This is a genomic window from Bacillus sp. V26, from assembly GCF_034296245.1.
GTDB classification, from domain to species: Bacteria; Bacillota; Bacilli; order Bacillales; family Bacillaceae; genus Bacillus; species Bacillus halotolerans.
On record NZ_JAXKQF010000005.1, the window covers coordinates 201317 to 216322 of the forward strand.

Annotated in this window: 5 protein-coding genes; 2 read left to right on the top strand and 3 right to left on the bottom strand. The window is 47.1% G+C overall.

Annotated elements, in window-relative coordinates:
- Nucleotides 1-28: 28 nt before the first annotated feature.
- The 3 genes from tlpC to hxlA form a co-directional block, all read right to left on the bottom strand.
- Nucleotides 29-1753: a methyl-accepting chemotaxis protein TlpC gene (gene tlpC, locus UJ203_RS15880; protein ID WP_322012286.1), complete on the bottom strand. Its 1725-nt coding sequence runs from the start codon at nt 1751-1753 to the stop codon at nt 29-31.
- Nucleotides 1754-1865: 112 nt separating this feature from the next.
- Complete coding sequence (gene hxlB / locus UJ203_RS15885; RefSeq protein ID WP_322012289.1) at nt 1866-2423, bottom strand: 6-phospho-3-hexuloisomerase; 558 nt, start codon at nt 2421-2423, stop codon at nt 1866-1868.
- Nucleotides 2424-2428: 5 nt separating this feature from the next.
- Complete coding sequence (gene hxlA / locus UJ203_RS15890; RefSeq protein ID WP_202852455.1) at nt 2429-3061, bottom strand: 3-hexulose-6-phosphate synthase; 633 nt, start codon at nt 3059-3061, stop codon at nt 2429-2431.
- 231 nt (nt 3062-3292) lie between these two features.
- Here hxlA and hxlR point away from each other — a divergent pair, with 231 nt between their 5' ends.
- Entirely contained in the window at nt 3293-3655 is a 363-nt protein-coding gene (gene hxlR, locus UJ203_RS15895) for a transcriptional activator HxlR (protein WP_003241118.1), read from the top strand.
- Nucleotides 3656-4231: 576 nt separating this feature from the next.
- Nucleotides 4232-14995: a surfactin non-ribosomal peptide synthetase SrfAA gene (gene srfAA / locus UJ203_RS15900; RefSeq protein WP_322012294.1), complete on the top strand. Its 10764-nt coding sequence runs from the start codon at nt 4232-4234 to the stop codon at nt 14993-14995.
- Nucleotides 14996-15006: the final 11 nt, after the last annotated feature.

Genomic DNA, 15006 nt, shown 5'->3' on the forward strand with positions numbered 1-15006 from the left:
GTTATCAAATTGAAATATTGATACTAGATTATAGGCTGTTTTCAGGTTGATCAATCATTTTAAATTGGCTTATGATACCGGTAAGCTCTTCAGCCAATTGAGATAACGTTTCTGAGGCTGCAGTAATCTCTTCCATAGCGGCAAATTGCTCTTCTGTTAAAGCTGCCGCTTGCCGGGTACTCTCTGTTGATTCTTTAATGTCTGTTGTATTGGCGGCAAAGGATTCGTTTATTTTTTGTGTACTTGCTGAAATGTTGGTAACAGATGCTGATAAATCGCTGATTTCCGCAGTGATTTCATCTGTTGCGGCTGCAATTTCTTTAAATGCGTCTCTGGTGCGCTGAATCATGTTTACACCTTCAGCAGCTTCTGTTTTCACATGTTCAACAGACTGCGCAGATTCAGTCATATCATTTTTTATCTCAGCGATTAATTTGGAAATCTGTCCGACAGACCGTTGAGATTCCTCTGCTAATTTGCGAACTTCATCAGCAACAACGGCAAAGCCTTTACCGTGTTCTCCGGCTCGGGCAGCTTCAATTGCTGCATTAAGAGCAAGCAGGTTTGTCTGATCGGCAATTTGGGTGATAACGGATAAAATTTGTTCAATTTGTTTAGAACGGCCGTCCAGCTGCTGAATGATCTCTCCGCTTTTTTCAATCGAATGGTGAATGGTATCCATTTGTGACTGAACATTTGAAATTTCATTTTGGCCAATGTCTGCTTTTGATTGCGCAAGCTGTCCTTTCTCAGCAATGGCAGCAGTATTTGAAGAAATATGCCGTATGTCAGCTGTTGTTTGCTCCAGTGATTTTTCACTGTTTTCGATTCGTGTGATTTGATGCTTGGCACCGTTTGCAATTTGCTGAACAGCTTCTGTGATCTTTTCGGAGGCTTGATTGGTTTCTTCTGCTCCGGCTGAAAGCTGCTGAGAGGCTGATGCAAGCTGAAGGGCGGATTGCTGTACCGTTTGGATTGTCTGATTCAGCTTCATTCTCATCTTATTATAGTAGACACTCAGTTCTGCTAACTCATCAGTGGACTTGTCTGAAACTTCTATTGTCATATCTCCGTTTCCGGCGCTTTCAAAGGCATATTTTAATACGTTCAGCCGCCGGTTGATTCTTCTGGTGAAAAGCAAAACAAGGATGACAGATATCATAATAACTACAGCAAGAACGATAGCGAATTGAGTGAACAGCGATTGGGTAAGCGATGCTAAAATGCTTTGATTGGCTCCTGTATACAGCATACCGATAATGTTGCCTTCCTTATCTTTTAAGGGCATATATGCTGTTTGATAAGAGGAGCCTGCCACATCTGCTTGTCCGTAGAAGTGCTTCCCGTTTTTTAAAACAGCGTCAGTGACCTCAGCAGAAGCTTGAGTGCCGACAGCTCTTTCACCGTCTTTCATTACGTTGGTTGCGACCCGAGTATCTCCTTGGAAAATCGTTACGGTGTCACCTGTTTTTTTGCCAAGCAGATCAACAATTTCTTCATTTCCGTTTATTTGTGTCTCACCTTTATACAGCTTATCGTTTTTTACCTCCCAGTTCCCTAAAATCACGTCGTCAATATACGTGCTGCTTAAAGCAAGATCGCCTTTCGCCTTTTCAGTGGCCATTTTTTTCATGCTGCTTGTAATGTCTTTTAGCATTACGGCGCCGACTGATAGAGAAAACAATAGAATAACTGCGAAGACCAAGCTGAGAATTTTAGTTCCAAGCTTCAGCTTTATTTGTTTTTTCAACATAATTCCTCCCTCTGTTTGTTTGTAGGTCATATTACTTATCGGGTTTTTGGGTTTAAAGTTTTATTTTAGGGGATATGAAAACCGGCCTGATCTCCAGGCCGGCTGTGTGACGCTATTCAAGGTTTGCGTGGTAAGTGAACATGGTTTCAGAATCGAGTCCTTTTTTCTCCATGAGTTTTAAAATTATTGCATCATAGAAAAGCAGCAATGTTTGCTCAAATAATGAACCCATTGGTTGCATCGTTTTATAGCTTCCGTTTGACTGGTCTTTAGGAGAGCCAGGCATTTTGACGATGAGATCCGATTGTTTTCCAATGCTCGAATCCGGATTGATGGTTAAAGCGGCAACAATTCCGTGTAAGCTTTTTGCTTTAGCTGCTGTATTGATCAGGCTCTTTGTCTCGCCTGATCCTGAGCCGATAATGACGAGGTCTCCTTTGCGGAACGGCGGAGTGAGAACCTCACCGGTAATATGAGCGTTGAAGCCCATGTGCATCAATCTCATCGCGAAGGATTTTGCCATCAGGCCAGACCGCCCCGCGCCCGCAGTGAAAATTTGATTGGACGAAAGAATGTGATCGGCAAGCTGATCAGCTTCTTCATTAGAAATATAAGCCGCTGAACGGTGTAATTCATTGAGAATTTCCGTTACGTATTCAGTCGTTTTCATTTTATTTATCCTTGGGCAATAAGCTGTTTCATTTTTGAAGCTGTTTCTGCTTTATCGGCTGCGCTTGTAATTCCGCCGCCAACAATGACAAGGTCAGGGTTTTGTTTGATCACTTCTGGCAGTGTATCAAGTTTGATGCCGCCCGCAATTGCGGTTTTTGCGTTTTTTACGGTATTTTTGATGGTCGTTAATTCTTCGAAAGAGTTTTTGCCCTCTGCTTGAAGATCATAACCAGTGTGGACGCAGATGTAGTCAACACCGAGTGCGTCAATTTCTTTCGCACGGGATTCAATATCTTTCACGTTAATCATGTCCACTAAGATTTTCTTCTTCTGTTTTTTGGCTTCTTCTACTGCGCCTTTAATTGTTGCATCGTCTGTAGCCCCTAAAACGGTGATGATGTCAGCTCCAGCTTCCGCCGCTTTCATAATTTCGTATCCGCCGGCATCCATGATTTTCAGGTCTGCCAGGACCTTCAATTGCGGAAATGTTTCTTTTATTTCTTTAACGGCTCTAAGGCCTTCATTAATGACAACCGGTGTTCCGATCTCAACCACGTCGATGTATTGTTCCACTTCTTTGACAAGCTCGATGGCTTCCGGGATATTTACTAGGTCTAATGCCAGCTGTAATTCCATTGTTGATCCACTCCCTTATTCGAATTATTTTTCATTCTATAGGTTCCCTCTTTAGCTGAGAAGTAGGCACTTTGAAGTCAACTAGTTACTTGGAGGATACTGTGAGAAGAGGCAATCAGATTTCTTTCGCTTGGTTTTATGAGTGAGTATAATGAAAAAGAGTCTGCCAAAAAGTAAGTAAGTGATGATACGTATCTAACATATAAAAAGTATACTAAGGGGGGATTTCTTTTGAGCCGGATGGACGACAAACGGTTTAATTGTGAGAAGGAATTAACGCTTGCGGTGATCGGCGGCAAATGGAAAATGCTCATTTTGTGGCATTTAGGAAAAGAAGGCACAAAACGTTTTAATGAATTGAAAGCTTTGATTCCTGATATTACGCAGAAAATCCTCGTGAATCAGCTGAGAGAGCTTGAGCAGGATATGATTGTTCACAGGGAAGTGTATCCGGTTGTCCCGCCGAAGGTTGAATATTCCTTGACCCCGCAAGGAGAAAGCCTGATGCCTATTCTTGATGCCATGTATGAGTGGGGGAAAGGCTATATGGAATTGATTGATATCGACAAAAATGTCATTAAGGAATCGTTGTAAGGCGCTCTTGGCTAAGGGTGTCTTTTTTTTGCTTGTTTTTCGGTTTTTGCGCGGTAAACATATGGGATGTAAAGATTGTAAATGGCTTTCAACAATAAATGGGAAATAGCGTGAGAGTGTATTTTAAAAATTTTTATTTTTCTGTAAATAATGTTTAGTGGAAATTATTGCGGTATCCCGCAAAAATATCCCAGTGAATAAACTGGAATCTTTTCGGTATCCCGCATGAAACTTTTCACCCATTTTTCGGTGATAAAAACATTTTTTTCATTTAAAGTGAACGTTAGAAAGGTTAAAAATATTGAAAACAATGAAGAAATAGGCAAAAATGTTTCACTTTAGGGCAAGAGGGCTTGCGGTCTTTATCTGCCTGTGCCTGACACCGCAATCAATGCTTACGGCTGGCTATTTTTAGGTCGCTTTGTGTTTTTTGTTTGGATGCAACGCTTTTGAGAAGTAGTACTTTTGGCTTTTTGAGCAGTTAGTTCATTAGATTCAAAAGCTGTCAAAGGATACGGAATAGAAATAATCCTGCACATATTACAGATTATTGAAGATTAGGGGAGGTAAGATAATATGGAAATAACTTTTTATCCTTTAACGGATGCTCAAAAACGAATTTGGTATACAGAAAAATTTTATCCTCATACGAGTATTTCAAATCTTGCGGGGATTGGTAAGCTGGTTTCAACTGAAAAAATTGACTGGAAGCTTGTGGAGCAAGCGATTCAAGAGTTTGTGCGCAGAAATGACGCAATGCGCCTTCGTTTGCGTCTCGATGATAATGGAGAGCCCGTTCAATATATAAGCGAGTATCGGCCTGTTGATATAAAACATACTGACACCACCGGAGATCCGAATGCGATAGAATCTATTTCACAATGGGGCCGGGAGGAAACGAAAAAACCTCTGCCTCTGTACAATTGTGATTTATTCCGTTTTTCCCTGTTTACCATCAAAGAAAATGAAGTATGGTTTTACGCAAATGTTCATCATGTGATTTCTGACGGGATCTCCATGAACATCCTCGGAAATGCCATTATGCACATTTACTTGGAATTAGCAGGCGGATCAGAAACAAAAAAAGGAATCTCGCATTCATTTATCGATCATGTTTTGTCTGAACAGGACTATGCTCAATCGAAGCGGTTTGAAAAAGATAAAGCGTTCTGGAACAAGCAATTCGAAACGGTGCCTGAACTCGTTTCCCTGAAACGGAATGCTCCTGCAGGCGGAAGTTTAGATGCTGAGAGATTCTCTCAAGATGTGCCTGAGGTGCTGCATCAGCAAATTTTATCCTTTTGTGAGGAGCACAAGGTCAGCGTATTATCGGTATTTCAATCGGTGCTTGCCGCCTACTTGTACAGAGTCAGCGGGCAGAATGATGTGGTAACTGGTACATTTATGGGCAATCGGACAAATGCGAAAGAGAAGCAGATGCTCGGCATGTTTGTTTCTACGGTTCCGCTTCGGGCAAACATTGACGGCGGACAGGCGTTTTTTGATTTTGTTAAAGACCGGATGAAGGATTTAATGAAAACTCTTCGCCATCAAAAGTATCCGTATAATCTTCTCATCAATGATCTTCGTGAAACAAAAAGCTCTGTGACAAAGCTGTTTACCGTTTCTCTTGAATATCAGGTGATGCAGTGGCAGAAAGAAGAGAATCTTTCCTTTTTGACTGAGCCTATTTTCAGCGGAAGCGGATTAAATGATGTTTCGATTCATGTGAAGGATCGATGGGATACTGGGAAACTTACAATTGACTTTGACTACCGTACTGATTTAATGACGCGCGAAGAAATCAAAATTGTTTGTGAACGCATGATGACATTGCTTGAGAACGCACTTACGCACCCGAATCATACGATTGATGAATTGACGCTGATTTCTGAGGCGGAGAAAGAGCGGCTGCTATTGCGGGCTGGCGGTGAACCGGTCAATTACCGCAAGAACATGACGATTCCGGCGCTGTTTCAAGAAAAGGCTGAATCGCTTGCTGATCAGCCCGCGGTTGTGTTTGAAAATCGAGCATTGTCCTATCGAACGTTACATGAACAATCATCACGTATTGCCAGTGTGCTGAAAGAGAAGGGTGTCCGTGCAGACAGCCCGGTTGCCGTTTTGCTCGAACGCTCTGAACGAATGATCACGGCCATTATGGGGATTTTAAAAGCCGGCGGAGCCTATGTGCCGATTGACCCCGAGTTTCCGGCAGAGCGCATCCAATTTATTTTGGAGGACTGCGGTGCGGATTTCGTCTTGACTGAATCGAAGGTTGCGTCTCCAAGTGCATCTGCTGAGCTTATTGACTTTGATCAGGCGATTGCAGGCGGTACAGATGCTATTTCGGATGTCAATCTGAACGCTGGTGATCTTGCCTACATTATTTATACGTCGGGAACAACCGGACGTCCAAAAGGAGTGATGATCGAGCATCGCCAGGTTCATCATTTGGTTGAATCTCTGCAGCAGACCATTTATCAGAGTGAGAGTCAGACCCTGCGGATGGCATTGCTTGCGCCGTTCCACTTTGATGCGTCAGTGAAACAGATTTTCGCGTCGCTCCTTTTGGGACAGACCCTTTATATTGTACCGAAGAACACGGTGACGAATGGCGCTGCTCTTGCTGAGTATTACCGCAGATACGGGATTGAGGCGACGGACGGAACACCGGCCCATCTGCAAATGCTGATTGCTGCGGGAGATTTGACTGGTCTTAAGCTCAAACACTTACTGATTGGCGGGGAAGGTCTTTCTTCTGTTGTGGCGGACAAGCTTCTGACATTGTTCAAAGAAGCGGGTGCCGTTCCTCGTTTGACCAATGTGTACGGGCCGACTGAAACGTGTGTGGATGCTTCCGTTCATCCGGTCCACCCGGACAGTTCAGTTCAATCAGCGTATGTGCCAATCGGTAAAGCACTTGGGAATAACCGCTTGTATATTTTGGATCAAAAAGGCCGTCTGCAGCCGGAAGGCGTGGCGGGCGAGCTTTATATCGCGGGTGACGGTGTAGGACGAGGCTACTTAAACCTTCCGGAATTGACAGCTGAGAAATTTTCACAAGACCCGTTTGTGCCCGGTGACAGCATGTATCGTACCGGAGATGTGGTGCGCTGGCTTCCAGATGGAACGATCGAATATTTAGGAAGAGAAGATGATCAGGTCAAAGTTCGCGGATACCGCATTGAGCTTGGAGAAGTTGAAGCCGTGCTTCAGCAGGCGCCTGATGTTGCAAAAGCTGTCGTCTTGGCGAGGCCTGACGACCAAGGGAATCTTGAGGTTTGTGCGTATGTTGTGCAAAAGGAGGGAAGCGAATTTGCTCCAGCACGTTTGCGGGAACACGCGGCAAAACAGCTTCCTGACTATATGGTGCCGGCTTACATCACAGAAATCACAGAAATCCCGCTCACACCAAGCGGTAAAGTTGACCGCCGCAAGCTGTTTGCGCTTGAGGTAAAAGCGGTAAGCGGAACAGCTTATACCGCACCTCGAAACGAAATGGAAAAAGCAATCGCTGAGATTTGGCAGGATGTGCTGAACGTTGAGAAAGCCGGGGTCTTTGACAATTTCTTTGAAACGGGCGGTCATTCATTGAAGGCCATGACGCTTTTAACAAAGATTCATAAGGAGACGGGCGCTGACATCCCGCTGCAATATGTGTTTGAGCATCCGACCATCGCCGCTCTTGCTGAGGCGGCCGAGCGTAAAGAAGGCAGGACGTTTGCGGCAATTGAGCCAGCTGAAAAACAGGAACATTACCCGCTTTCTTTGGCGCAGCAGCGGACGTATATTGTCAGCCAATTCGAAGATGCGGGAGTCGGATATAACATGCCGGCGGCAGCTATTTTAGAGGGGCCTTTAGACATTCAAAAACTGGAACGCGCATTTGACGGGTTAATCAGCCGCCACGAGTCGCTGAGGACGTCATTTGTGCTTGAAGGCAGTACGCCGAGACAGAAAATTCATGAAAGTGTTCAGTTCAACATCGAGATGATTGAAAGAAGCGGCCGCTCAAATGAGGAGGTTATGACTTCTTTTGTCCGCCGGTTTGACTTATCGAAAGCGCCGCTGTTGAGAATCGGATTGATGGAGCTTGAAGAAAACCGTCATATGCTTCTGTTTGATATGCACCATTTGATTTCTGACGGTGTTTCCATCGGCATTATTTTGGAGGAACTGGCACAGATTTACCGCGGTGAACAGCTTCCTGAGCTCCGTCTTCAGTATAAAGATTACGCTGTCTGGCAAAGCGTGCAGGCTGCTGAAGGATACCAGGAGGATCAGGCGTATTGGAAGGAAGCCTTTGCGGGTGAGCTTCCAGTGCTTCAGCTTCTATCCGATTATCCGAGACCGCCTGTCCAAAGCTTTGAAGGAGACCGGGTTTCCATCAAGCTGGATGCGGAGTTAAAGAATCGCCTGTATCGTTTAGCTGAAAAAAATGGAGCCACACTTTATATGGTCATGCTGTCAGCCTACTATACGCTCCTGTCTAAATATACGGGGCAGGATGACATCATTGTCGGCACCCCGTCAGCGGGCAGACATCATTCTGATACAGAGGGCATTGTCGGCATGTTCGTCAATACGCTCGCGATTCGCAGCGAAGTGAAGCAGGATGAGACCTTTAACAGCCTGCTCACACGTGTGCGCCAGCAGGTTCTGGATGCTTTTTCTCATCAGGATTATCCATTTGAATGGCTCGTTGAAGACCTGAACATACCGCGTGATATCAGCAGGCATCCATTGTTTGACACGATGTTCAGTCTTCAAAACGCAACGGCGGGCATTCCGGCTGTCGGTGATTTGACATTGTCGATTCATGAGACCAATTTCAACATTGCCAAATTTGATGTAACGGTTCAGGCAAAAGAAACGGACCAAGGCATTGATCTTGATTTAGACTACAGCACAAAACTGTTTAAACGAAGCACGGCAGACAGGCTGCTCTCGCATTTTGCGCGGTTGCTTGAAGATGTAGCGGCTGAGCCTGAGAAACCAATTTCTGAATACAATCTTCTTTCTGAACAGGAAGCCGCTTCACAAGTTCAGCAGTTTAACCCGGAAAGAACGCCTTATCCGAAAGACAAAACGATTGTTCAGCTGTTTGAGGAGCAGGCTGCCAAGACGCCGGATCGTCCGGCACTTCAATATGAAGGGCAATCGCTCACATATCGTGAGCTGAATGAACGGGCCAACCGTTTAGCGCGCGGCATTCTTTCAATGGGAGCAGGCGAAAGCAGGACAGCGGCCGTCCTATGTGAACGGTCAATGGACATGATTGTGTCAATCCTGGCGGTATTAAAATCAGGTTCGGCTTATGTACCGATTGATCCGGAACACCCGATTCAGCGGATGCAGCATTTCTTCCAAGACAGCGGAGCGAAAGTGCTTCTCACCCAGAAGAAATTAAAGGCGTTAGCGGAAAAAGCGGAATTCGAAGGCGTCATCGTGCTCGCTGATGAGGATGATAGCTATCACGACGATGCGCAAAACCTCGCTCTGCCGTTTGATTCTGCGGCCATGGCCAACCTGACGTATACATCCGGAACGACAGGAACGCCAAAGGGAAATATTGTGACACATGCCAATATTCTGCGTACGGTTAAGCGGACGAATTATCTCAGCATTACGGAACAGGATACGATACTCGGACTCTCAAATTATGTATTTGACGCATTTATGTTTGACGTATTCGGCTCTCTATTAAACGGCGCCAAGCTTGTGCTCGTTCCGAAAGAAACTGTTCTGGACATGGCTCGTCTTTCTCGCGTTATTGAGCGGGAGAATATCAGCATTCTCATGATCACGACAGCTCTGTTCCATCTTCTTGTGGACTTGAATCCGAGATGCTTGTCGACTTTGCGCAAGATTATGTTCGGGGGAGAACGGGCTTCTGTAGATCATGTGAAAAAAGCGCTGCAGACTGTTGGAAAAGGCAAGCTGCTTCACATGTACGGCCCATCTGAAAGCACGGTTTTCGCAACGTATCATCCGGTTGATGAATTGGATGAGCATACGATGTCCGTTCCGATTGGAAGACCGGTCAGCAATACGGAAGTGTACATTCTTGACCGCGCGGGACATGTTCAGCCTGCCGGCATCGCGGGAGAACTGTGTGTCAGCGGGGAAGGCCTGGTGAAAGGCTATTACAACCGACCTGAACTGACTGAGGAGAAATTTGTGCCGCATCCGTTTAAAAAAGGCGAACGCATGTATAAAACGGGTGACTTGGCAAGATGGCTGCCGAATGGCGATATCGAATTTATCGGACGGATAGACCACCAGGTGAAAATCCGCGGACAGCGCATTGAGCTCGGAGAAATTGAGCACCAGCTGCAAAGCCACGATCGTGTGCAGGAGAGCGTTGTGCTTGCCGTCGATCAAGGTGCGGGAGACAAACTGCTTTGTGCGTACTTTGTCGGACAGGGTGAAATTACAGCGCAAGAGCTGAGAGAGCATACGGCAAAGGATCTGCCGGCTTACATGATTCCTGCGGTATTTATCCAAATGGACGAGCTGCCTCTGACCGGAAACGGAAAAATCGACCGTCGGGCGCTTCCGCTTCCTGACGTCAGCATCTCAAACGGTGTTTCATATGTTGCGCCGCGCAATGAAATAGAACAAAAAGTCGCAGACATTTGGGCACGGGTGCTTCAGGTTGAACAGATCGGCATCTATGACCAATTCTTTGATATCGGCGGACACTCGTTAGCGGGCATGAAGATGCTTGCCTTGATTCATCAGGAACTGGGCGCCGAGCTTTCTCTGAAGGATCTTTTCCAATCACCGACCGTTGAATGCTTAGCGCAGGCTATTGCCGCCGCTGAAAAAGGAACAGCGATCAGTATCAGGCCGGCAAAGAAACAAGAGACTTATCCTGTTTCTTCTCCGCAAAAACGGATGTACGTGCTTCAGCAGCTTGAAGGAGCGGACACAAGCTACAACATGCCGTCGGTTCTGCGCCTGAAGGGTCATCTGGATGTTGAAAGGCTCAAATGCGTAATGAATCAGTTAATGGAGCGCCATGAAGCCTTCAGAACAACCTTTGAAATAAAAGACGGAGAAACGGTGCAGCGAATCTGGGATGAAGCAGCGTTTGATATGGCATATTTCGAAGCTCCAGAAGATGAGACCGAGCGGATCGTTTCTGAGTTTATCCGTCCGTTCACACTCGACCGGCTGCCTCTGTTCAGAATAGGGCTGATCAAGCTTTCAGAAACTGAGCATCTGCTGCTGTTTGATATGCACCATATTATTTCTGACGGAGCGTCTGTCGGCGTGCTGATTGATGAACTCTCGAAGCTGTACGACGGAGAAAGCCTGGAGCCGCTTCATATTCAATATAAGGATTATGCCGTGTGGCAGCAGCAGTTTATTCAGTCCGAGCTTTACCGGAAGCAAGAGGAGCATTGGCTGAAGGAGCTTGAAGGAGAGCTGCCGGTGCTGACTCTTCCAACTGATTACAGCCGTCCTGCGGTTCAAACGTTTGAGGGAGACCGGATTGCATTTTCATTAGATGCAAGAAAAGCAGATGCTCTTCGCAAGCTTGCGAAGGAAACGGATTCCACATTGTATATGGTTCTTCTGGCATCTTACAGTGCGTTTTTATCAAAATTGAGCGGGCAAAACGATATCATTGTTGGCTCGCCGGTAGCCGGACGCTCTCAAGCAGACATCAGCCGCGTCATCGGCATGTTTGTCAATACGCTGGCGCTGCGCACGTATCCGAAGGGCGATAAGACGTTTGCGGATTATCTTGGCGAAGTGAAAGAAACAGCACTTAGCGCATTTGAAGCGCAGGATTACCCGCTTGAGGACCTGATCGGAAAAGTTCAGGTTCACCGTGACACAAGCAGAAACCCTTTATTTGACGCAGTATTTTCTATGCAAAATGCGAACATTAAAGATTTAACAATGAAAGGAATCGAGCTTGAACCGCATCCGTTTGAGCGGAAAACGGCCAAGTTTGATATTACGCTGACAGCTGACGAAACCGGCGAAGGGCTCACATTTGTTCTTGAATATAATACGGCGCTGTTTACACCGGAAACGATTGAACGATGGAAGCAATACTGGGTGCAGCTTTTAGGAGCAGTAACAGAAAATCCAAACCAGCCGCTTTCCAGCCTGTCACTCGTCAACGAGACAGAAAAACAAACGCTCTTGGAGGCATGGAAAGGAAAAACACTGCCTGTGCCGACAGACAAAACGGTTCATCAGCTGTTTGAAGAAACGGCTCAGCGCCACAAAGACCGCCCGGCTGTCACGTATAACGGGCAGTCATGGACGTACGGTGAGCTGAATGCGAAGGCGAACCGTCTGGCGCGGATTTTGATTGACTGCGGCATCGGCGCGGATGAGCGCGTCGGCATTCTCACGAAGCCGTCGCTTGAAATGTCCGCTGCGGTGCTCGGTGTCCTGAAGGCAGGAGCGGCATTTGTGCCGATTGATCCTGACTATCCGGATCAGCGGATTGAATATATCCTACAGGACAGCGGCGCGACGCTTCTCTTGAAACAGGAAGGCATCTCAGTGCCGGACAGCTATACGGGTGAGGTTATTCTTCTTGACGGCAACCGCACGATCCTGAGTCTGCCGCTTGATGAAAACGACGAGGAAAATCCGCAGACAGACACAACCGCGGATCACCTTGCTTATATGATTTATACGTCAGGAACGACCGGACAGCCGAAGGGTGTTATGATCGAGCACCATGCGCTTGTGAATCTGTGCTTCTGGCATCATGACGCGTTCGGCATGACGGCGGAGGACCGCAGTGCGAAGTACGCGGGCTTCGGGTTCGATGCTTCCATTTGGGAGATGTTCCCGACCTGGACGATCGGCGCTGAGCTTCACGTGATTGATGAAGCGATCCGCCTTGATATCACCCGCCTGAATGACTATTTCGAAACGCACAACGTCACAATCACGTTCCTGCCGACACAGCTGGCGGAACAGTTCATGGAGCTTGAGAACACATCACTTCGCGTGCTTTTGACCGGAGGGGACAAGCTGAAGCGTGCGGTTAAGCAGCCGTACACGATTGTCAACAACTACGGGCCGACCGAAAACACTGTCGTTGCGACGAGCACAGAAATCAATCCGGAGGAAGGCTCGCTTTCCATCGGGCGCGCGATTGCCAATACGAGAGTGTACATTCTCAGCGAAAGCCATCAGGTTCAGCCGGAGGGCGTGACCGGAGAGCTTTGTGTGGCGGGACGCGGACTGGCGCGCGGCTATTTGAACAGGGAAGACGAAACCGCGAAGCGGTTTGTCCCCGATCCGTTCGTGCCGGGTGAACGCATGTACAAAACAGGCGATTTGGTGAAATGGACGAACGGCGGCATCGAATACATCGGCCGGATCGACCAGCAGGTCAAAGTCCGCGGCTACCGAATCGAGCTGTCAGAAATTGAAGTGCAGCTGGCCCAGCTTTCTGAGGTGCAGGATGCGGCAGTGACAGCTGTAAAAGATAAAGGCGGCAATACAGCGATCGCGGCGTATGTCACACCGGAAACAGCTGACGTAGAAGCGCTGAAGTCAGCGCTCAAGGAAAGCCTGCCGGACTACATGATCCCGGCGTTCTGGGTGACATTAAACGAGCTTCCGGTTACCGCAAACGGCAAAGTAGACCGTAAAGCACTGCCGGAGCCGGATATCGAAGCAGGAAGCGGAGAATACAAAGCGCCGTCCACTGACATGGAAGAGCTGCTTGCCGGCATTTGGCAGGACGTGCTCGGTATTTCTGAAGTGGGTGTCAGCGACAATTTCTTCTCGCTCGGCGGAGATTCCATTAAAGGAATCCAGATGGCGAGCCGCTTGAACCAGCACGGCTGGAAGCTGGAAATGAAGGATCTCTTCCAGCACCCGACGATCGAAGAGCTTACCCAATACGTGGAGCGTGCCGAAGGCAAACAGGCAGACCAAGGCCCTGTGGAGGGCGAAGTTATCCTGACGCCGATCCAGCGCTGGTTCTTTGAAAAGAACTTCACAAACAAACACCATTGGAATCAGTCGGTCATGCTTCATTCTGCGAAGGGCTTCGATCCTGAACGGGTTGAAAAGACATTGCAGGCACTGATTGAACATCATGACGCGCTTCGCATGGTCTACCGCGAGGAACAAGGGGAGATCGTTCAGTTTAATAAAGGGCTTGATGCTGTGTCTGTCCACTTGGAGATCGCCAAGCTTGAGGGGCAGGCTATAGATCATGAAGACCGCATAGAGAGAGAAGCGGAGCGTCTGCAAAGCAGCATCGATTTGAATGAAGGCGGCTTGTTAAAAGCAGGCTTGTTCCAAGCAGAAGACGGAGATCACTTGCTGCTTGTGATTCACCACTTAGTGGTTGATGGTATATCGTGGCGGATTTTACTGGAGGATTTCGCCGCGGTTTATACACAGCTGGAGCAGGGGAACGAGCCGGTTCTTCCGCAGAAAACCCATTCGTTTGCGGAGTATGCAGAGAGATTACAAGACTTCGCAAATTCCAAGGCCTTTTTGAAAGAAAAAGAGTATTGGAAACAGCTTGAAGAACAGACTGTCCCGGTGAAGCTTCCGAAGGACCGCGAATCTAGTGATCAGCGAATGAAACATACAAAGACAATTGAATTTTCGCTGACTGCTGAAGAGACAGAACAGCTTACCACCAAGGTGCATGAGGCTTATCACACAGAAATGAATGATATTTTGCTGACGGCATTCGGATTGGCGATGAAGGAGTGGACAGGTCAGGAGCAAGTGAGTGTTCATTTAGAGGGGCATGGACGTGAAGATATAGTAGAAGACCTGACCATTTCCCGGACAGTCGGCTGGTTTACGAGTATGTTCCCGATGGTGCTGGATATGAAGCATGCGGATGATCTGGCTTATCAGCTGAAGCAAATGAAAGAAGACATCAGGCATATCCCGAATAAGGGAGTGGGCTACGGCATTTTGCGCTATTTGACGGCGCCGGAGCATAAAGAAGATGTGGCGTTCTCCATTCAGCCGGATGTCAGCTTTAACTATTTAGGTCAGTTCGATGAAATGTCGGATGCAGGTTTATTCACGAGATCAGAGCTGCCGTCAGGACAGTCATTAAGCCCGGAAACGGAAAAACCGAACGCGCTTGATGTTGTCGGATATATTGAAAACGGAAAACTGACGATGTCACTGGCCTATCACTCTCTCGAATTTCATGAAAAAACGATACAGACATTCAGTGACAGCTTTAAGGCCCATCTTCTTAGAATCATTGAACATTGCCTATCTCAAGATGGCACGGAACTGACGCCGAGTGACCTTGGCGACGACGATTTGACGCTGGATGAGCTTGATAAATTAATGGAAATTTTTTAATAGAGGTGGCA

Excerpts from the sequence above, each read along its gene's own strand:
- srfAA (WP_322012294.1), top strand. The coding sequence starts at position 4,232 with ATGGAAATAACTTTTTATCCTTTAACGGATGCTCAAAAACGAATTTGG.
- tlpC (WP_322012286.1), bottom strand. The coding sequence starts at position 1,753 with ATGTTGAAAAAACAAATAAAGCTGAAGCTTGGAACTAAAATTCTCAGC.
- hxlB (WP_322012289.1), bottom strand. The coding sequence starts at position 2,423 with ATGAAAACGACTGAATACGTAACGGAAATTCTCAATGAATTACACCGT.
- hxlA (WP_202852455.1), bottom strand. The coding sequence starts at position 3,061 with ATGGAATTACAGCTGGCATTAGACCTAGTAAATATCCCGGAAGCCATC.